This window comes from Nitrospira sp. MA-1, from assembly GCA_032139905.1.
Lineage (GTDB): Bacteria > Nitrospirota > Nitrospiria > Nitrospirales > UBA8639 > Nitrospira_E.
Window position 1 is genome coordinate 190,083 of record JAQJDB010000003.1, and the last position, 17,687, is coordinate 207,769.

At 50.9% G+C, this 17,687-nt stretch carries 18 protein-coding genes; 5 read left to right on the forward strand and 13 right to left on the reverse strand.

What is annotated here, in order from left to right:
• Nucleotides 1–200: 200 nt before the first annotated feature.
• Nucleotides 201–1,307 (reverse strand): dipeptide epimerase, encoded by a 1,107-nt coding sequence (locus tag PJI16_02795; GenBank protein MDT3776484.1) that lies wholly within the window; start codon nucleotides 1,305–1,307, stop codon nucleotides 201–203.
• A 73-nt stretch (nucleotides 1,308–1,380) separates the two neighbouring features.
• Nucleotides 1,381–2,025 (reverse strand): sulfite oxidase-like oxidoreductase, encoded by a 645-nt coding sequence (locus PJI16_02800; protein ID MDT3776485.1) that lies wholly within the window; start codon nucleotides 2,023–2,025, stop codon nucleotides 1,381–1,383.
• Nucleotides 2,026–2,423: 398 nt separating this feature from the next.
• Here PJI16_02800 and PJI16_02805 point away from each other — a divergent pair, with 398 nt between their 5' ends.
• The gene (locus PJI16_02805; GenBank protein ID MDT3776486.1) at nucleotides 2,424–2,963 is read left to right on the forward strand and encodes a peptidylprolyl isomerase; all 540 of its coding nucleotides are present in this window, start codon (nucleotides 2,424–2,426) and stop codon (nucleotides 2,961–2,963) included.
• Nucleotides 2,964–3,066: 103 nt separating this feature from the next.
• Here PJI16_02805 and smbP read toward each other — a convergent pair whose 3' ends face one another.
• Nucleotides 3,067–3,468 carry a small metal-binding protein SmbP gene (gene smbP, locus PJI16_02810; protein ID MDT3776487.1) on the reverse strand — a complete coding sequence of 134 codons (402 nt, stop codon included), beginning with the start codon at nucleotides 3,466–3,468 and terminating at the stop codon, nucleotides 3,067–3,069.
• 564 nt (nucleotides 3,469–4,032) lie between these two features.
• A complete protein-coding gene (locus PJI16_02815) occupies nucleotides 4,033–5,304 on the reverse strand; it encodes a DEAD/DEAH box helicase (GenBank protein MDT3776488.1) in 1,272 nt (423 codons plus the stop codon).
• Nucleotides 5,305–5,639: 335 nt separating this feature from the next.
• Between PJI16_02815 and PJI16_02820 the strand changes: the two genes are divergently transcribed.
• Nucleotides 5,640–6,140 (forward strand): glutathione peroxidase, encoded by a 501-nt coding sequence (locus PJI16_02820; protein ID MDT3776489.1) that lies wholly within the window; start codon nucleotides 5,640–5,642, stop codon nucleotides 6,138–6,140.
• A gap of 119 nt (nucleotides 6,141–6,259) precedes the next feature.
• The gene (gene glgC / locus PJI16_02825) at nucleotides 6,260–7,480 is read left to right on the forward strand and encodes a glucose-1-phosphate adenylyltransferase (protein ID MDT3776490.1); all 1,221 of its coding nucleotides are present in this window, start codon (nucleotides 6,260–6,262) and stop codon (nucleotides 7,478–7,480) included.
• 44 nt (nucleotides 7,481–7,524) lie between these two features.
• Here the strand turns inward: glgC and PJI16_02830 are convergent, their stop codons facing one another.
• A complete protein-coding gene (locus tag PJI16_02830; protein ID MDT3776491.1) occupies nucleotides 7,525–8,193 on the reverse strand; it encodes a DUF2182 domain-containing protein in 669 nt (222 codons plus the stop codon).
• Here PJI16_02830 and PJI16_02835 point away from each other — a divergent pair.
• Complete coding sequence (locus PJI16_02835) at nucleotides 8,192–8,395, forward strand: hypothetical protein (GenBank protein ID MDT3776492.1); 204 nt, start codon at nucleotides 8,192–8,194, stop codon at nucleotides 8,393–8,395. The genes PJI16_02830 and PJI16_02835 overlap by 2 nt on opposite strands.
• Before the next feature lie 40 nt (nucleotides 8,396–8,435).
• On the opposite strand, the gene PJI16_02840 is transcribed toward PJI16_02835, so the two are convergent.
• The 3 genes from PJI16_02840 to PJI16_02850 form a co-directional block, all read right to left on the reverse strand.
• Nucleotides 8,436–9,071 carry a DUF1326 domain-containing protein gene (locus tag PJI16_02840; GenBank protein MDT3776493.1) on the reverse strand — a complete coding sequence of 212 codons (636 nt, stop codon included), beginning with the start codon at nucleotides 9,069–9,071 and terminating at the stop codon, nucleotides 8,436–8,438.
• 623 nt (nucleotides 9,072–9,694) lie between these two features.
• Nucleotides 9,695–11,356, reverse strand: coding sequence for a SulP family inorganic anion transporter (locus PJI16_02845; GenBank protein ID MDT3776494.1), 1,662 nt, complete (start codon nucleotides 11,354–11,356; stop codon nucleotides 9,695–9,697).
• A gap of 304 nt (nucleotides 11,357–11,660) precedes the next feature.
• Nucleotides 11,661–12,053, reverse strand: a complete 393-nt coding sequence (locus PJI16_02850; GenBank protein MDT3776495.1) for a hypothetical protein — start codon at nucleotides 12,051–12,053, stop codon at nucleotides 11,661–11,663.
• Between the two features lie 300 nt (nucleotides 12,054–12,353).
• Between PJI16_02850 and PJI16_02855 the strand changes: the two genes are divergently transcribed.
• Nucleotides 12,354–12,668: a hypothetical protein gene (locus tag PJI16_02855; protein MDT3776496.1), complete on the forward strand. Its 315-nt coding sequence runs from the start codon at nucleotides 12,354–12,356 to the stop codon at nucleotides 12,666–12,668.
• A 286-nt stretch (nucleotides 12,669–12,954) separates the two neighbouring features.
• On the opposite strand, the gene PJI16_02860 is transcribed toward PJI16_02855, so the two are convergent.
• The 5 genes from PJI16_02860 to PJI16_02880 all read right to left on the reverse strand — a co-directional run bounded on the left by PJI16_02860 (nucleotide 12,955) and on the right by PJI16_02880 (nucleotide 17,505).
• A complete protein-coding gene (locus tag PJI16_02860; protein MDT3776497.1) occupies nucleotides 12,955–14,046 on the reverse strand; it encodes a hypothetical protein in 1,092 nt (363 codons plus the stop codon).
• Between the two features lie 305 nt (nucleotides 14,047–14,351).
• Nucleotides 14,352–15,407 (reverse strand): NAD(P)-dependent alcohol dehydrogenase, encoded by a 1,056-nt coding sequence (locus PJI16_02865; protein MDT3776498.1) that lies wholly within the window; start codon nucleotides 15,405–15,407, stop codon nucleotides 14,352–14,354.
• Nucleotides 15,408–15,457: 50 nt separating this feature from the next.
• Nucleotides 15,458–16,306 carry a CBS domain-containing protein gene (locus tag PJI16_02870; GenBank protein ID MDT3776499.1) on the reverse strand — a complete coding sequence of 283 codons (849 nt, stop codon included), beginning with the start codon at nucleotides 16,304–16,306 and terminating at the stop codon, nucleotides 15,458–15,460.
• A gap of 84 nt (nucleotides 16,307–16,390) precedes the next feature.
• A complete protein-coding gene (locus PJI16_02875) occupies nucleotides 16,391–16,789 on the reverse strand; it encodes a hypothetical protein (GenBank protein MDT3776500.1) in 399 nt (132 codons plus the stop codon).
• Nucleotides 16,790–16,956: 167 nt separating this feature from the next.
• On the reverse strand, nucleotides 16,957–17,505 hold the full coding sequence (locus tag PJI16_02880; protein MDT3776501.1) for a PAS domain-containing protein: 549 nt from the start codon (nucleotides 17,503–17,505) through the stop codon (nucleotides 16,957–16,959).
• Nucleotides 17,506–17,687: the final 182 nt, after the last annotated feature.

A 17,687-nucleotide genomic window follows, 5' to 3' on the forward strand; every position in this document is an offset into this window, starting at 1 on the left:
CGCATCGTAACAACACCTGCTCGTGTTATGACGGGATACCAATCTTGTCCTGAGACTTGCGGCAAAAAAGATTTGCCTTACCTAATTAAAAGAAAAGCTGTTGACAATGGGACCGCCGCCCGTGCGATAGAGATATTCGTGCACAACCCAGAAATGGTAACACTGAGTAATACTCTTGGCCTTCTAGCTCAACGCTCCTTTTATTCAACGACGATCACCGATGAGGGCTCATCTCTCATCTCCATCCCAAGCCCGGATTCTTCCCAGGGGTGCAATACGGGTCCCTCATATTGATACCCTCCTTGAATTGGATCCCCAGACAACAGTAGCGGCATATCAAGATCTAAAAATTCAAACCCTCCCAAGCCCAACACCAGACTCCAGGAGCAGCCCATCGCCACACGGCTTTCTACCATGCCACCAATCATGAGCCCGAGTCCTGAAGCCCGCGCCAACCCGGCAATATCCATAGACTCCACCACCCCGCATTTCGTAATCTTCAGATTCAGTACATCCACGGCGTTTCGTTCAATCAATCCTCTCGCATCCTCTACGGATCGAACCGATTCATCAGCGGCAAGAGGAATCGTTCCTTTCCGTCGCAAGGCCACGAATCCCTCAACATCCTCTCGGGCAACCGGTTGCTCGAATAACCTCACAGGTAGATGCAATCGCTCTATTGCTCTTATACACTCACTTGCCTGCTCCAATGAAAAACCTTGATTCGCATCAAGGACCAGCTTCGAATCGGGACATGCGGCAGACACTGCCTCCATCCGCCGGATATCCTCATCCACCTCCAAGCCGACTTTCATTTTAAATACCCGGAATCCCCTGGCAAACCACGCTTGGGCGGTGCCTACCATCTGGTCGAGTGGTCCAATTGGCAACGTAACATCGGTCTCCTGTCGTCGCACATCCGCCCCTCCCCAAAGTCCCCACAAGGGGATACTCATGCCACGGCACAATGCATCAAGGAGGGCCGTTTCAAGGCCACATCGCACGGCAGGAGTCCGGCGGGCCACCTCACGAAGCTGCTGTGCTAATTTTCTGAAATGAGTGACAGATTGTCCCAGACATTCCCTGGCTGCAAGAGGAAAGACTTGAAGGCAACCCGCCTGATCCTCTCCTGAAATATCAGGAAAGGGTGCCATTTCCCCAAAACCGTAGGCCCCGTTTCGAAGCGTGACACGGACAAAGACATTGTGAGCCTCCGTCATGGCTCCTGATGCCACGACAAAGGGTGCCAGGAGCGGCAAGGCGATTGGCCACGCTTCAATTTTGGTAATACAGAAAGGATCACGCACGGGCATAACTACATGAAGAGTCCACAGAAGAGAAAATGAGACGCGCTCTACCACGGTTTCCCGTCACGGCATTTCAACCATACCGATCATCATTCCAGGGAAGAGCGGTATTGGAATACCCACGCACTTCCCAGAATCCCCGCTCATCTCGTTCGGAAAACGTAATTTTTTTGACCCACTTTGCGCCTTTCCATCCATAAAGCTTGGGAATGATCACGCGTACCGGGCCACCATGATCCCTGGTTAATGGCCTCCCGCTCCAATGAGTTGCCAGAAGCACATCATCATCATTGCAAACCTTAAGAGTCACATTGGTCGTATATTCATCAAAGGCTTCGAATAACACATACTTCGCCTCGGGCAAGGGACGAACCAATTCCAACAGATGTTGAAACTTCACACCTCCCCACTCATTATCCAACATGCTCCAGGACGTCACACAGTGAAAATCAGCAGTCAACTGCACTTGGGGCTGTCGTTGAAAGGCCTCCCAATCCCAGGTCAATGGATTGGCCACGCATCCATCAATACTTAAGGCCCATTCCGCCAGCACGATCTCCGGCTTACAGCCTAAATCAAGGACTGGAAAATTATTCACAACATGTTGCCCGGGCGGAACACGCTCATCTTGAGGTTCATCCACCTCCCGACAGGAAAATTCCCGCCGATGTTGGGCAACCTGTTGCTTCGCTTTTACCATCCGTTCGTTGGGTTCCATTTTTGGCCTTTCCTCCTCGGGTCCAGGAGAGCAGTCTAAAGGAAGCGAAACATCCGTCCCGTAATCAAAATCTCACAGCAAAACACTGTTCCGCTTAGTATAGCGAGGTTGCCAGGCCAGGAATAGTCGAAGAAGGAGAGCCAGCCTACCCTGAACCATCGGCCTCTCTAGTCTTCACCGGATTACAAATTTGAAGGTTTTCAAGAATCCCAGGCATCTTTTCATCAAGCAGCAGAATATTTCCGGATCACATAGCCAAGAAAAAATATTTCTGATAGATTATTGCATTCGTTCACCAACAGTCTGGAAGCAAACGGTTGTTCCCCATCTCGTTTTAAACCGCCCCCATTTCCAGCCAACTGTTATATCAGCAATATTTTTTGCGGAGGATCAGTTTCATGGCACTGCATGTATTGGCTCGGATTGTCTGTAGCTTCTTGCTGGTGGCCTCGGCAATGGCCACATCTGCACAGGCGGATTCACAAGAGGGAGGCTCACCCATGACCGTTTCCGAAGGAAAGTCCGTCTCAATGGAGTATACCTTGACGTTGGAGAACAAAGAGGTGCTTGACACCAACGTGGGGGGAGAACCTTTGACGTTTACTCAGGGATCCCACCAAATCATTCCTGGATTGGAAACAGCCCTGGATGGCATGAAGGCGGGCGAGAGTAAGCAGGTGACGGTTGCCCCGGAAGAGGGATATGGGCCTATCAACCCTCAGGCCGTCCAGGAAGTCCCCATTGATCAAATTCCGACTGATGCACGAAAAGTCGGAGTAAAATTACAAGGAAAAGATGGCCAAGGGCGAATGGTCACCCCGACCGTGACGGAAGTGAAAGAACAAGTGGTCGTCTTAGACTTCAATCATCCCTTAGCGGGAAAAACACTCTACTTTGACGTGAAAATATTGGACGTCAAAACTGCCACTGCCCCATAAAATTAAGGGAATATTTCAACCAAGAACCCCGCCACTTTAGGCGGGGTTCTTGGTTCCCCGACACATCATCACTTCCACCCGAAACATCTTGCAGAAAGCCCTTTCAATAATACCCCGAAGAGGGCACCATTTCATTACTTTCTGTTGAGGGTGTCATTCCATTAATTTGGTTTAAATGTATCACCGCAGATTTGGCATGACTGGTAGCCACATCAGCATGCCCGGCTTCACCATGGGCAATGGCCTCCCCTAACTCGGCAATGGCCGCATCAAGGTGAGGATTATTCATGTCTTTTTTAGCGGCCTGCGCATGTTGAAGAGAAGCTTCCACATGCGTCACAACCACATCGGCATGCCCCATACCACCATGATCGACAGCTTCCTGTGCATGCGTTAACGCTTCCGCCACATGTGGATTGACCGTACCCGTTGAATAGGAAGCACAACCCGCCATAAGCCCCATACACAAAAGAGCAATAGTGAGCCGAGGGATCCAGGATAGCATCGTCACTACCTCCTTTTATTGAAATAAAAAGACCTCCCCACCAGCGAATTCTAGTGCAAAATGCATAGCTTCGTCCTCATCTTTCAATCATCCAGGACACAGGCCCTTCTCAAACGGCAGGTTATCCGGCATGAAGAGCTTCGTCATTTCGATTGTGCGTGGAGCAAATGCCACACCGAAGAGCAGGTCGGTTGCGATGGTCACGAGAGGACCGACAAAAAGGCTTTACTCATCGACATAAACCGGCAATACCAGGGGTATGATCGTTAGCAGCGGTGCTTCCGCGATTCGCCGTTTCCCTTTTGGCCTTAAACCGCCACCGGCGCAGTGCGATGCACCTCCCCTGCACATTCTCATACAGAAAAGTGTAACGCAGGTCATTGTCGAATCAGCCAAAAACCCCATAAACAACCTGGGGTCACAACCTGGACTAAAATGAGAAAAAAAGAAAAGGGGAGAAATAGAGACAATTCAAAAACGATGAAGCCCGGATCATTCTGACCCGGGCTTCAAGAAAAAACCCGCGATGCCCTTTATGAAGATAAAGAGGCTGCGTGTGATGGTTTAGGAAGCTAAGGTAGATGGACGCGGTCGGCGACCAGCCGGTCGGTCATGCCGTGCCGGACTTCCCGATCGGGGAGCGCCGAAACCTCTACCACCGGAATTTGGCCGAGGCCCACGTCTCTCCTGTGCAACGGGCGGCATCGGCGGCCGGCTTCCTGGGGCACAGGGAACCGCCTTCCCCAGCAATTTTTCGATCATTCGTAATGAACGATTATCCTCACCGGTCACAAAACTGGTGGCCCACCCTTTGGTATTCTTACGCGCCGTCCGACCAATACGATGAATATAATCTTCAGGCACATGGGGCAAATCATAATTGATCACGTGTTGAATATCGTCCACGTCCAATCCTCGGGCCGCAATATCAGTCGCGACTAAGATTTCAAAACGTCCACGGCGAAACCCTTCCAGCGCCGCTCGACGTTGAGGAAGCCGTCGGCCGGCATGCAACACTGCAACGCGACAACCGACCTTTTCCAGGGTTTCCCCGATCCGGTCAGCGCGATGTTTGGTCCTGGTAAACACGAGGACCGAACCTTCTGTCTCCTTTAAAATAGAAAGCAGGAGGGATGTTTTGTCGGAATTGGCCGTGTGATGCACGGTATGAGTCACGCCTTCAGCCGGTGTGGCCGATTTCGCCACCAAGGCTTTAAACGGATCGTTGAGAGACATCCGCGCCAAATCCGCCAGGTTATTTGGCATCGTAGCCGAGAAGAGTAAGGTTTGCCGGGATTCCGGTAACGCCTCAATGATTTGATTGAGCTGAGGGGCAAACCCCATATCAAGCATCCGATCGGCTTCGTCCAGAACAACCATCTGAAGCTTGGCAAAGGAAACCGTTCCCTGCCACATATGGTCAAGCAGACGACCGGGCGTGGCCACAATGATATCCGGACGCTGCCGTAACCCACGGACCTGTGCATGCATATCAGCGCCACCCACCAGGGTGGTCGCAAAAATCCCGCGCACGCGCCCATACTTATCAACTGTTTCTTGAATTTGAAAAGCCAATTCCCTGGTTGGCGCTAAAATCATCGCCCGTGGGTGGCCCTTCGGACCATCTGCCAATCGTTCAATGATGGGAATGACAAAGGCGGCAGTCTTTCCAGTGCCGGTCTGGGCACAACCCAGCACATCCCGACCTTCCAAAGCCGGAGGAATGGCCTGGATTTGAATCGGAGTCGGTTCAGTTATTCCGAGTTTATTTAAAACCCCAACCAATGTAGCAGACACACCAAGCGCACCAAACTGTGACAACGCAGTTGCAGACATAAAACTATTCCTTTTGTTACAAGGATCGTATATACACGGGGTCAGAAAACCGGGTGAAGCAGAAGTAGGTGGGAAGTCCGCTCCGAGCAGGATCTGGTCGCGATACGATCGCGGGGCCCGAAAATTTATAGGATGTTCCCGTCGTCGGACCGAATCGACATGAACAGACCACAGGTTACAGCACAATCCATATTGTGTCAAATTTCCCTTCACGATAACATCGCATGGTCAAACCTCTATCCAAATGATACGATCTCGGGCCAATCAACTGAGTAGAGTGAAAGACAGCAGCACTTCATGCACTCGAACTCCATAATGTTAAAGGAACAAAACCCATGAGCACCATTTACGATATTCCCTGCCAAAGCATTCAAGGAAAGGATGAGACTCTCGCCGCAAAAAAGGGCAAGCTCCTACTTATCGTCAATACGGCCTCCAAATGCGGGTTCACCCCTCAATTCCAAGGGCTCGAAGATCTCTATCAGAAATATTACGCCCAGGGCCTGGAAATTCTTGGATTTCCTTGCAACCAGTTCGGAAGTCAGGATCCGGGGAAGAACGAAGAAATCCTCACGTTCTGCCAAACACAGTATGGAGTAACCTTTCCCATGTTTGCCAAAGTTGACGTCAATGGGCCGGATGCCCATCCCCTCTTCAAACATCTCAAAACCGAGGCACCGGGAGTACTCGGATCAGAAGCCATCAAGTGGAACTTCACCAAATTTCTCGTGGACCAAACCGGTGCCGTCAAAGAACGCTTTGCGCCCGCAACCAAACCCTCAGATCTCGAGCCGGCCATCAAGGCACTTCTGAATACTCCGGCAAAGCCGGCATAAGTGACTCGAGGCTTTTCAAGCTCACCCAACTTTCATTCACAACTCGGAGCTTGCACGCCAAGCAACAGCCAGAACGCAACCCATTCCTTCCATCCGGGCCATTTGATATCATGGCACCCATGCTTGATATTTATACCATGATCCTTGCCGGTGGCCGCGGTGAACGGCTCCTCCCGCTCACCCAACACCGCGCCAAACCTGCTGTGCCCTTTGGAGGTAAATACCGCATCATCGACGTGACCTTGAGCAATTGCCTCAATTCAGGACTTCGCAAAATTTCCGTGCTCATTCAATATAAATCCCACTCATTAGACCGCCACATCCGAAGAGGTTGGTCGATTTTCAACCCGGAGCTGGGCGAATTCATTTTTTCCATCCCACCGCAGCAACGTATCAGCGCTGAATGGTACCGGGGCACAGCCGACGCGGTGCATCAAAACCTGTTCCTGCTGGAACAGGAACGCCCGAAGTTTTTATTAGTGCTGGCCGGCGATCACCTTTACAAAATGAACTACGCTGACATGCTCAGATTCATGCAGGAGACGGAAGCGGATGCCGTCGTGGGCGCCCTTGAATGGCCAGTCGAAGAAGCGCGACAATTCGGGGTCCTCGGGGTCGATGCATCCAACCGTGTCACCAGGTTTGAAGAAAAGCCGGCCAACCCGTTTCACTTACCCGATGATCCAACACATGCGTTTATTTCCATGGGCATTTACCTTTTTCGCACAGACCATCTCTATGAAGAACTGCGAAGAGATGCCGAAATGGCCACGGCCCATGACTTTGGGAAAAATATCATTCCCAACATGATTCAGAACAACAAAAAAGTTTTCGCCTATAATTTTGAAGATAAAAACAAAAAACAAGTCAAGTACTGGCGGGACATTGGTACCCTGGACGCCTACTACGAAGCCAACATGGATCTCGTCGGGGTTGATCCCCACCTCAACCTCTATGATGAGGTCTGGCCAATTCGCACGTATCAGGGCCAATACCCGCCAGCCAAATTTGTCTTTGCCGATGAGTTCACGGGAGGGCGCAGAGGCATGGCACTGGATTCTATTATCTCAGGAGGCTGCATTATCTCCGGAAGTCTGGTACAAAATTGTGTGCTCTCACCAAATGTTCGCATTGAGGCTCATGCCGAAGTCCGCGATTCCGTCATTATGGAAAATGTTAAAATCGGGGAACGGTCGCGTATTCGCCGGGCCATCATCGATAAGGGCGTCGTCATTCCACCCGATACCATCATCGGTCACGATATCGAGCACGACAGTCAACGCTTTTCTGTCACCAAAGATGGCGTGGCCGTGGTCACACAAGATTCACCAGGAAAGTAATCGAGTCCAACCGGAACAGGCACATCCCAATATCGGGCAATCCCTCAAGTCACAATCAACATCCACAGTCCACACACAATCAAGCCGATCCCGGCAACCCATCCCAAGCCTCCACTCCAGATGCCAGGGGGCAATATCTTTTCAAAAAAAACAAAGACTGTAATCATTGCGATCCAGAGCACGTTCATCACTCCGCCCACAAACAACAACCCCATCAAGGCCCAACAGCAGCCCAGACAAAACACACCATGATGAAGTCCCAAACGAAACGCGCCACACACGCCGGGTCGCCAATGCTCGCTAATAAAATGAGCAGGTGCCCGACAATGATCTAAGCAGGCAGCCTTCCAGGGGGTCATTTGATAGATGCCTGCGAGGATCAATAGCGCGGCTCCTACGACCTGACTGTTGGCCTTCATCATGGGCGAAAGCATGGCCATTTCATGCAATCCCCACTGCACAACAGTCGCGCCCACACTAAACACACTCCATAGAGCCAAATAGCCACCAACAAAGGCCCCCGTCGGAGCCATGTGAGTGCTCTGCCGCTCGGCTTTGCGAACCATGCCTGCATACAACAGGGTCATCGGGACGGCACCCGGCAACATCATCCCGACCATCATGACGGCCCACATCACATACACAAACACAAAGTCCATTGGCATCCACGGATGCAACTGCAGGATGGCCTCAGGCGCGTCAGCATTCATCATGGGCATCTTTGCCCAGAGATACAGGACATACGCCCAAGCTAAAACAATCACCCCAATCAGGGCTGAGAAAATCGTTATTCGATCACGCGTGGGTAACGAAGAAAATGAAGGCGCAGGAGAGGGGCTCATGGAAATGGACTATAAGAACCCCTGCAACAATCAGCAACTGACCGGTAAGTTGAAAAACTACGATGATGACTGACGAAGGAGTAACCGACAAGGATAAACGCATCCCACCACAATCAGGCCCTGATCACTCCATCCTGATTCATGTAAAGAATATTAAATTGCCCATAACTATTAGACAGATTCAATGCAATTCCGGCTTGAGCCTTCGTCGACCCATTGCCCACTTCGGCCACGGTGTATTCAAATCCCTCCGGTAAATTAATCCTGGCGCGATGGTCTCGTCCGGTATGGGGATTGGAGATGGGCGTACCCGTCGACTCGACCAAGCCCGGCACATTCACCGTGGCCTTTCTGGCGTCCACATCTATGGAAAGATCAATTGGAACAAACTGCGGTTCCAACACGTTGGACATCGTACTATTGAATACAAAAAAATGAGTAGCCCCCGGGATCGTCGCCTCGCCATGTAATATTTTCCGGAGGGCTTCGCGTTGCAAGGTATTCGCCCGTTCATCAATGAAAATCTGCTGCGTTCCATTTCCTTGTGCAATTTCCCCCGGCCATTGCAAGAGCATGACGTAGTTCAATCCATCCAGACGCGTGTCATTGAAATACCCCTCTTCAATATATCCCGAGCCCATTGCCTCGCAAAATCCGTTCGTCGAGGGGGCATTAAACTGGCATCCACACCCATAGCTACAGTTGCAATTGGAAAACTCGACACCGCGCAGCATCCATTGATCAGCCATCGTGCGCTCCTTTCAAAAGCAAGGCCGGATACCCCCCCAGTTCTTTTCATCTTTTACCATGCGGGCCACCAATGTTTCCATCATCACCAGGAGCATTTCCCAATCACGAGAGTTCTCGGGCGAGAACCTCTGTCCTACTTTTTATTTCCTTCTAAATTCCAACTTTCCACATCGCGCCATCTATACTTTTTCTCTCAGGTTCGCTACCATTCGCCTCCGAGCGGCACCATAGAAAAGCCGTACTACTAACAACACAAGGAGCACACCATGGGCAAGAGCCAGGACGCACGCAAAGAAACCAAAAAGAAACCAGCGAAAACCATGAAGGAAAAGCGGGCCGAGAAAAAAGGCAAAAAATAACTCCGAGCATCCCTGCCCAATAGATCAAGACTCATGGGTTGACGAGGCGGAAGGCAGCACCCCTCGTCAACGCTCAAACGATCTCTTCCACTTCTGCCAACCACAATTTCAAGTACCCATAGATCCAGAAAAAACAAACAGGGCTCCAGATGGACAGGACCACATCGCACCTCCTCACCTGTGTATCAGGAAAAGAGTACACGAGGAAGACCATCTAATTGAATGTTATTCAGCCATGGGGTGGAAACGTCAGCTGACAATTACTAGTTGGACGAAATATCATCGGAATGTGTGGAGCCAGCGGCTTGCGCCGCATGTTTTAACGCATCCAATCGTTTTGCATAGCGATGATCCGGGCGAATATGGGATAGCACCCGGAACCCTTCTAACGCCTGAGTCACGTGAGGTTGCATCCCCACAAAAAACAAATGCTGTTTATGGGCGCGAACGATACGCAGCATATCATCAATAGCTAATGCGGCTGTCCCATCGATTGCCGAAACGTCCGATAAATCCAACACACAACTGGTAAACTTTCGCAATCCCGGCACGGTCTCTAAGCGACGCACCATGTTTTTGGCTGACCCAAAACTCATCGGACCATCCACATGAATCAGCAATATTTTCCCGGCGTTGCGCTCCATAACGGCAACTTCTTCAGATCCCAGGGGTGATTCATCATGCACCTCTGTGATGACTTTCATATTGGCCAATTGCAAATCAGACATTTCCTTAACAAAAAATAAACTCGCCAGGACGACACCCACCGCGACAGCCGTGATTAAATCAACCGCCACGGTAATCAAAAAGACCACAATCATAATTCCCACATCCGTCTTCGGGGCATCCCAGATATGTTGCAAGAATCGCCAATCAATAATATCCACCCCGACCTTCAGCAGTATGCCTGCCAGTACCGCCAGCGGAATTTTTTCGGCCAACGGACCCAACCACAACAAGGTGGCTAGCAGCACAAGGCCCATCAGGGCACCGGAAATTGGGGTTCGCCCCCCGGATCGAATATTTGCCACCGACCGCATGGTCGCACCGGCACCAGGCAAGCCACCAAAAAGACCTGCCACCATATTGCCGATTCCCTGGCCAATGAGTTCACGGTTGGAGTTGTGCTGAGTGCGGGTCATGTTGTCGCACACCAAGGAGGTGAGCAAACTGTCAATCGAGCCCAGTAGGGCAAAGACACAGGCCCCTTCTAGCATGAGAGGCAGGAACTCGATCTCAAACGCAGGGACATGCAATGGCGGAAAATCAGAGGGGACTGAACCAATTACCGGTGCATCAGGAAAAAAGCCAATCGCGATTGGTGTACAGAGCAAAAGGGCCAATAACGGTGGTGGAACCACTCCTCCGATAGATGGGGGGGTAAGATATGTGATGAGCAAGGCGATCCCTCCCAATATGACCGCATGCAAGACGGGTTGTGTGAGAAACTCCACCACCCCCATCACATTGGGAATTACCCCTCCTGGTTTAGCCGCATGCCCAAATAGGGGACCGATTTGCAAAATAATAATGATGGCCCCAATGCCGCTCATAAACCCGGAAATGACTGGATAGGGCATAAGACGGATATACCGCCCGATTCCTAACATCCCCATTGCGATCAAAACCACACCACCTAAAATTACGGTCGTATACACCAGTTGCAGGTTGTCGGCCATTTCGATCATGAGGCCCGCAAACACCACCGTCATGGGGCCCGTTGGCCCTGAAGCCTGCGCAGGAGTCCCACCAAACAACGCTGCGAAGAATCCTACAAAGATTGCGCCATACAGGCCCGCTGCAGCACCGGCCCCCGAAGCCACGCCAAATGCCAAGGCTAAAGGGACCGCGATGACTGCGGCGACCACTCCTCCAAAGACATCTCCTTTTAGGTTGCGGAAATGAAGACCGTGAATCAGCATCATATCGCTAAGCTCACAGCTCTAGAGAGAAAGGACTCATCACAGGTAGAAGCGACTGAAAAAGGTTAACAAGGACGGCAACGTTGTGAGAATTCGATTGACCATAGGACTCGAGTGACCTAAGGATGCAATACCTCAGTACCCCAGACCTGAAACATCAGAATATCTTGAAGGGCCTACACTGATACCCACTCAACAAGGCACGAGCAAGGAAATTCTACGATGCCGGCATTTACTTCGCAACCAAAGATCATTTTTCTCGTTGAAACCAACCCAAATATTTCTTACGGACAATATACCAGCCGTGTTACCGGTCAAACTGAAAGGGTGAGCATCGTACGAATTCAGCTTCCACCAGGATGGGTGAAAAAAAGGAGGGTGCCCAGGAGGCCTTGTGTGATGGCCGGGTGCCCCAGAACGCGACCCCAATCACCACGACCATCACCATTCTGAAACAAGGCGAAATTTCCGCATCTTTGCACTCTACCCGTACCGGAGCTTGAGGATGAAAATCCAACCAGCTAGAAACAGCGCCACCATAATGGTGATGACGAATGGCCAATCTGGATTGATCAATCCCTACACGCTCCAGAGAACCAAGCCCGAAGTCAACATTGAATACATACTCAGGGAAAAATCTTTGGTTCGTTTCGTTTTTACGATTTGAATCGCCTGAGGAAGAAACAATAAGGTCGTGCATGCCTCCGCGACATACCCCATCACGGGTACCCAATACATGGTGCCTCCTGTGTGATTTCCCAATAAGCCAATGCGGTTGTTCCCGTGAATCACTTTGCTCAAATTTCTGCTCATGCCGTGCACTCTACCCATTGTCAGATAGGACGAACGAGATGACAGATTTTTGATTGGCAAAACCATTGAGCCGAAAGAGGCGTCACATGTTTTCCGGATCATGCAACCAGTTGAGTCCCGGAAAGAAAATGACGTATGTTGGATGGCGATCTTTCACGAAGGTTTAAAAGAAAGGATTCTCAGGACAATGACATTGCACGCTCATGCGGAAGCACTATATGCAGGCATCCGATCATTAATCGGTCAGCATGACGCGAACCAGGTGCAAGCTACACTGGAACGTGACCTGCGCCACATGATTCCAACCTGGAATCACACAACACCTGACTGTCCCGGATGGTATTGGTTTAAAGCGCCGGGCGTGAGTGAACCCCGACTATTGTATGTGGGTCATGGCAGGATTGACACCAAGCTCATGGCAGATTTGGGTCCGCCGAATAATCTTGTGGATGTGCAGCGCATTAAAGGTCAATGGGCGGGGCCCCTTCTTCCACCAACCTAAGGGAGAGTGTTAAAAAACATGCCCTGAGTCGGGCCGAAGGGCCCGCCAGCGGCGTTCTCGCCTCGTTGTCATGCTCACGTACTTGCGTGTACGCTCCGCGCGCTAACTTGCTGATGCCTTACTGGACAGGCTTTTTGAACACTCTCCGCATTGCTCTCGATTGCTCAGCAATGAAATAGTTAGGGCTGGAACTGGTGGGAATTTAAAATGATTCAACAGTCTTAAAATCTACCTTGTTTCTTCAGCCACTCCTAGTGGTCATATGGTCCAACTCCCGTTCCCCATTTCAAATCTGACTGGGGTCCAAATATTTGTGGACAACGCTCACCACATCCCGCAGCTTCTTCATCTCCGGTGAGTTATCGTAAATGAGCCAGATCCGGTCTTGAAGCGTGCCAATCAGTTTCACCGTTGGTTGATGATGAATGGACCCGACAGCCCACACGACTTCCGTGAGCACAGGAAATTCGATATCCGAGGAAGACCTAATCTTCAACACAGCATGGGACAGATACTTCAGCAACATCGTCATCACCTCAGCATCCCCGTCTGCTCGCAAAATTCTTCCTAAACCCTTGGCAGCGGCAGCTCGAATCGGGACCGGTTGGTCCTGACATTCAAACAGGTGTTGAAGATGCGGAACCACCTCATGGCCCAACCCGGACAGAGCGAAAATGGATTCATTAGGGGAATGCCCCTGTTCAATTCGTGTCAAGAGATAAGGAAGGGCTTCCCGGTCAGGGAACTGACGGAGCAAATCAAGAATAACCATTTGACGGGTTTGGGGTGTCTCAGGATCGGTGAGCAAGGCCACCAGTCGATGCGTCTGTCCCCATTCACTCAGTAGCATAACCGGAAAATCAAGTGTTTCAAGTTCCCGTGTGAGTTGTTCAAAGACAGAAGCTCCGATGTCTACGGCCTGAGCCTCTCGCGGAAGGACGGAATCCTCCTGAATGGAGGCACGCACTTCTTTGTGCCACCCAAGGTCCTTCCTCTCCAGGCGATAAGATAACTGGCAGGCCGGGCCATACCAGAGCCGGTCCGGCGTATGGGTCAGCTCAGCATCTCCGCCATAGCGTGCAACGCTTTGTTCGTGCTTCCGTTCTTCACAGATTACGTGGAATTCCACATCATGCGGTTGGGCGGCATCTGTGACCACCTGAAATCCGAGCTCTTCGAAACGCCGTTGGACCACGTTGAGGATAATCTCCGAGGACACAAAGCCATTTTCGCTCAGCGCCAGGGTAGAAATCCAAATTATTTGAATCCTGGAGAGCTGTGTTTTTTGTTCAGAAGTTAAAGAGGCGCGGCGGGCCAAACTGTCCGTGGGCCAGACCAACATCAGAAGAATAACGAGATGCACCACCATTCCCATCATGGCAATCTCCCTTATGGTCAAGACTACCAGAGATTCCTTTAATCGCAAACATTTTTTTGGTGGAAGGAAAAAGTTTGCGGATAAAGGCTAGGTTCCCTCTCCCAACGCCTATTGCTTCACAAGCAGCAGGGAAACAAGAATTTCAGGCGGAATAGTAGACAATTGCAGACAATTTCCAATGGGACCGCATCATCACTCATACAGCCGGACACTACGGCCTCATTATACACCAGGGCTCACTTCCCGAAGATTTCCTTTGAAAAGTGGAAAACGATAAGACAGAACGAACACGAAAATAAACGAATTCATTCTGGCGTATCAGGTAACGATGCCATATCGATGACGAAACGGAAACGGACGTCGCCCCGCAGGACGCGTTCGTAGGCTTCATTAATTTGTTGGATGGGAATGACTTCCACATCAGATGTGATGCCATGCTCCCCGCAAAAATTCAGCATGTCCTGCGTCTCGCGAATCCCGCCAACCAGGGAGCCCACCAGACGTCGCCGCCGCATGATAAGCTGAAACGCCCCAAGGGCAATCGGCTCACTCGGCGCACCGACAAGAATGTATGTGCCATCGGTTTTCAGTAATTCGAGATGAGCATTGTAATCATGCTGGCCCGAAACCGTATCAATGACAAAATCAAACTGAGCCGCCAAACGCCTAAACGTCCCCTCCTGCGAAGTCGCAGCAAATGCTGTGGCCCCAAGACGTTCAGCCTCCACCCGCTTTTGGTCGGTGCGGCTAAAAACAGTGACCTCCGCTCCAAGGGCCTTTCCAAATTTCACAGCCATATGGCCAAGCCCCCCCAACCCCACGACCCCGAGCTTATGTCCTTTTCCCACACCCCATTGTCGCAGCGGAGAGTAAGTCGTAATTCCGGCACACAAGAGTGGGGCTGCACCTTCCATCGAGAGAGTTTCCGGGATTTTCAGCACGTACTGTTCATTGACAACGATGTGGTGGGAATACCCGCCATAGGTGGGGTGACCGTTTTTATCCAGCCCGTTATAGGTCGGAATCATTCCCGGTTCACAATATTGTTCTACACCCTGGGTGCATGCCGGACAGGTGCGACATGAGTCGACAAAACATCCTACTCCGACCCTCTCACCTTGCCGAACCTTCCTGACGTCTTTTCCCACAATCGTCACGGTCCCGACAATCTCATGGCCCGGGACCATGGGAAAAATTGATCCGCCCCATTCGTCACGCGCCTGATGAATGTCGGAATGGCAGACTCCGCAATAGTCGATCTTGATCAGAACGTCATTCGATCCGACCGGTCGCCGGTCAAAGCTGAACGGTTCGAGTGTGGCGCCGGCTTGCAACGCCGCATACCCTTTGGTGTTTCCCATGGTTGCGCTCCTTTCTTTGGTCAAATCAATCCTGCCAGAGGGAAGGAGCATTATGATGGCTGATTGAGAAATCTTGGGCGATCCCTGACGGAAATCATTCGCATCAGATCCCTCACGGACAAAATTCCCACAATGGCATGGTTTTCCGTAATGGGCAGATGCCGAATATTTTTTTCGGCCATAAGATCGCTGGCATCATGCACAGTCCGGTTGATATCAATATCGATCAGCGCTTGCGTCATCACGGAACCCGCCCTGGCCTGAGTCAGATTCCGGTTCTGAGCCAAACCCTTATAGACCAGATCACGCTCCGTGACAATCCCCACCATCTCGCCGGCCTGCGTGACCATAAGGGCACCAATCCGCTTGTCGGTCATACGCTGGGCGACGGTGATGAGTGTCGCTTCCCGATCGATCGTTTCAATGTCACGCCGCATCAGCACACTGAGGGGCCGGTACACATCATCAAGATCGCGAATCGGCCCTTTCTCAGCATAAACAAAATGTTTCACCAGATCGCGAACGGAAATCAGCCCGACAACCCCTTCCCCTTCTGTCACACAAAGATGCCGAATGCCATTTTTCTCCATGAAATGGCTGGCATCCAGCATCGTTCGATCAGAGGGAATGGAGAGTAACGGGCTTGCCATAATCTGCCCCACGTTCGTTCCGGCCAGAGTCAGGTCCTTGGCTATGACCAGGCGAATAAGGTCGGTCTCTGAAATGAGCCCGATAATTTTTCTTTGCTGAGATTCCTGCCCTGCCGAATGGACAACGAGACTCCCAATCCGTCTGGCCGCCATAAGACTCACCGCATTCACCACAGAGGTGTCTTCGCTTACACCTTCAAGATCGCGCTGCATATTATGCCCGATGGTTTCACGAATATCGACGCTCATAATTTTTCCTTCTTTATCATGGGATAAATGCCGGCCGGGCCTCTCATGCTGATTCGAAAGTGGCCCCTGCTCTGGACATGCCGATTAGGTATGTTCCTGTTCTTGAATAAATTGCCTCGCATTGGTCAGTTCATCATACAGGCATAATTGATTCTTCACTAAGAGGTGCTCAATCGCGGCAATCCTGAACATCACTTCAGGTAGCATAATATCAAGGCGTTCATTGAGAGACTCAATTGTTTTGGCCAGCCCTCCCGGTGCCCGAGAAGAACGGGCGCGTTGAGGCTGTTGCGATTTTCTGGAGGCACCCACTTTTTTTCGAGTGGCTGTCCCTTTTTTGGAGGAAACTGTCCCTTTTTTGGAGGAGGCTGATCCTTTCTTGGAGGAAGCTGGTGTTTTTTTGCGAGAAGGCGTCTGTTTTTTGTTGGAAGAAGGAGTGCGTTTGTTAGGTGCTTGACGGATCGACTTCTTTTTTACGGCCATACTACCCTCCAATTAACCAAAAATGAATCTCACAAAGAACAACGGGGCACAGAGACTTGCGTCCTTTTGTCCATGAATACGCTAAACGACTATACACCACCATGTCAGATTTTTTCGAGCACACGGGATTCCATGGCAATGAACAGAGCCAGCACTGTTCTACCTGGTCACTTCGGGTTTTTCAACTCCTTCTCAATGGTAACCTGACAGTCGGGACAAACCCCGTGCGTCAGATTTGGCATGATTCCGCCACCTAGAAGATCAAGACGGGAAAGAGCTTCTTCCAGTTCCACCCAATTCTGATTCGAGAGGCAGGCTTTGATACACCAACTACAGATCCTGAGATATTGCCTTCCCCTCTTCACATCAGGGTCAAGTAAGGGAACGGGGCTCCGTGAGTCCTCACGAAGGGGATGTGTTGAGAACATCAGTTCGCCCTCAGGGAGAGGAGACACGGTAAGGAGAAAATATCGGCGACAGACTGAAGAATCACAGCGGAATTTGATTTCCTGAACTCTTTGTGTGGCCCTAACCGTATTCAAAATCAACCGATGAATCTGTCTGTTATCTTCCCCATCGATGAACTCCCAAAGCGACTTTCCGATGACATAGGCACGACTCAGGTGTGCTCCGTCATTTTGGCAGGCGAACTGCAACCAGGCCTCATTGATAAACCGGATATGATCGGTGCTGTCGATGCTGTATTGAATCGACATGACGCTGCAGGACCTCCTGCTTGTATGGGACTTCCCACAACAATCGTGAAGGGTGGGTTCATCTTACGCCAAATGGTAAACCAATTCAAAATCGACAGGAGGGACGTCTTGGATGGACCGTGCACCCGACACCGCATCCATTCCACGGCTGGTGGTCCTCATCTTCTGGAAGAAGTTTCGGT

Coding starts and splice junctions, on each gene's coding strand:
- PJI16_02800 (MDT3776485.1), bottom strand. CDS start 2,025: ATGGAACCCAACGAACGGATGGTAAAAGCGAAGCAACAGGTTGCCCAA.
- PJI16_02805 (MDT3776486.1), top strand. CDS start 2,424: ATGGCACTGCATGTATTGGCTCGGATTGTCTGTAGCTTCTTGCTGGTG.
- smbP (MDT3776487.1), bottom strand. CDS start 3,468: ATGCTATCCTGGATCCCTCGGCTCACTATTGCTCTTTTGTGTATGGGG.
- PJI16_02815 (MDT3776488.1), bottom strand. CDS start 5,304: ATGTCTGCAACTGCGTTGTCACAGTTTGGTGCGCTTGGTGTGTCTGCT.
- PJI16_02820 (MDT3776489.1), top strand. CDS start 5,640: ATGAGCACCATTTACGATATTCCCTGCCAAAGCATTCAAGGAAAGGAT.
- glgC (MDT3776490.1), top strand. CDS start 6,260: ATGCTTGATATTTATACCATGATCCTTGCCGGTGGCCGCGGTGAACGG.
- PJI16_02835 (MDT3776492.1), top strand. CDS start 8,192: ATGGGCATCTTTGCCCAGAGATACAGGACATACGCCCAAGCTAAAACA.
- PJI16_02830 (MDT3776491.1), bottom strand. CDS start 8,193: ATGATGAATGCTGACGCGCCTGAGGCCATCCTGCAGTTGCATCCGTGG.
- PJI16_02840 (MDT3776493.1), bottom strand. CDS start 9,071: ATGGCTGATCAATGGATGCTGCGCGGTGTCGAGTTTTCCAATTGCAAC.
- PJI16_02845 (MDT3776494.1), bottom strand. CDS start 11,356: ATGATGCTGATTCACGGTCTTCATTTCCGCAACCTAAAAGGAGATGTC.
- PJI16_02850 (MDT3776495.1), bottom strand. CDS start 12,053: ATGCACGACCTTATTGTTTCTTCCTCAGGCGATTCAAATCGTAAAAAC.
- PJI16_02855 (MDT3776496.1), top strand. CDS start 12,354: ATGACATTGCACGCTCATGCGGAAGCACTATATGCAGGCATCCGATCA.
- PJI16_02860 (MDT3776497.1), bottom strand. CDS start 14,046: ATGATGGGAATGGTGGTGCATCTCGTTATTCTTCTGATGTTGGTCTGG.
- PJI16_02865 (MDT3776498.1), bottom strand. CDS start 15,407: ATGGGAAACACCAAAGGGTATGCGGCGTTGCAAGCCGGCGCCACACTC.
- PJI16_02870 (MDT3776499.1), bottom strand. CDS start 16,306: ATGAGCGTCGATATTCGTGAAACCATCGGGCATAATATGCAGCGCGAT.
- PJI16_02875 (MDT3776500.1), bottom strand. CDS start 16,789: ATGGCCGTAAAAAAGAAGTCGATCCGTCAAGCACCTAACAAACGCACT.
- PJI16_02880 (MDT3776501.1), bottom strand. CDS start 17,505: ATGTCGATTCAATACAGCATCGACAGCACCGATCATATCCGGTTTATC.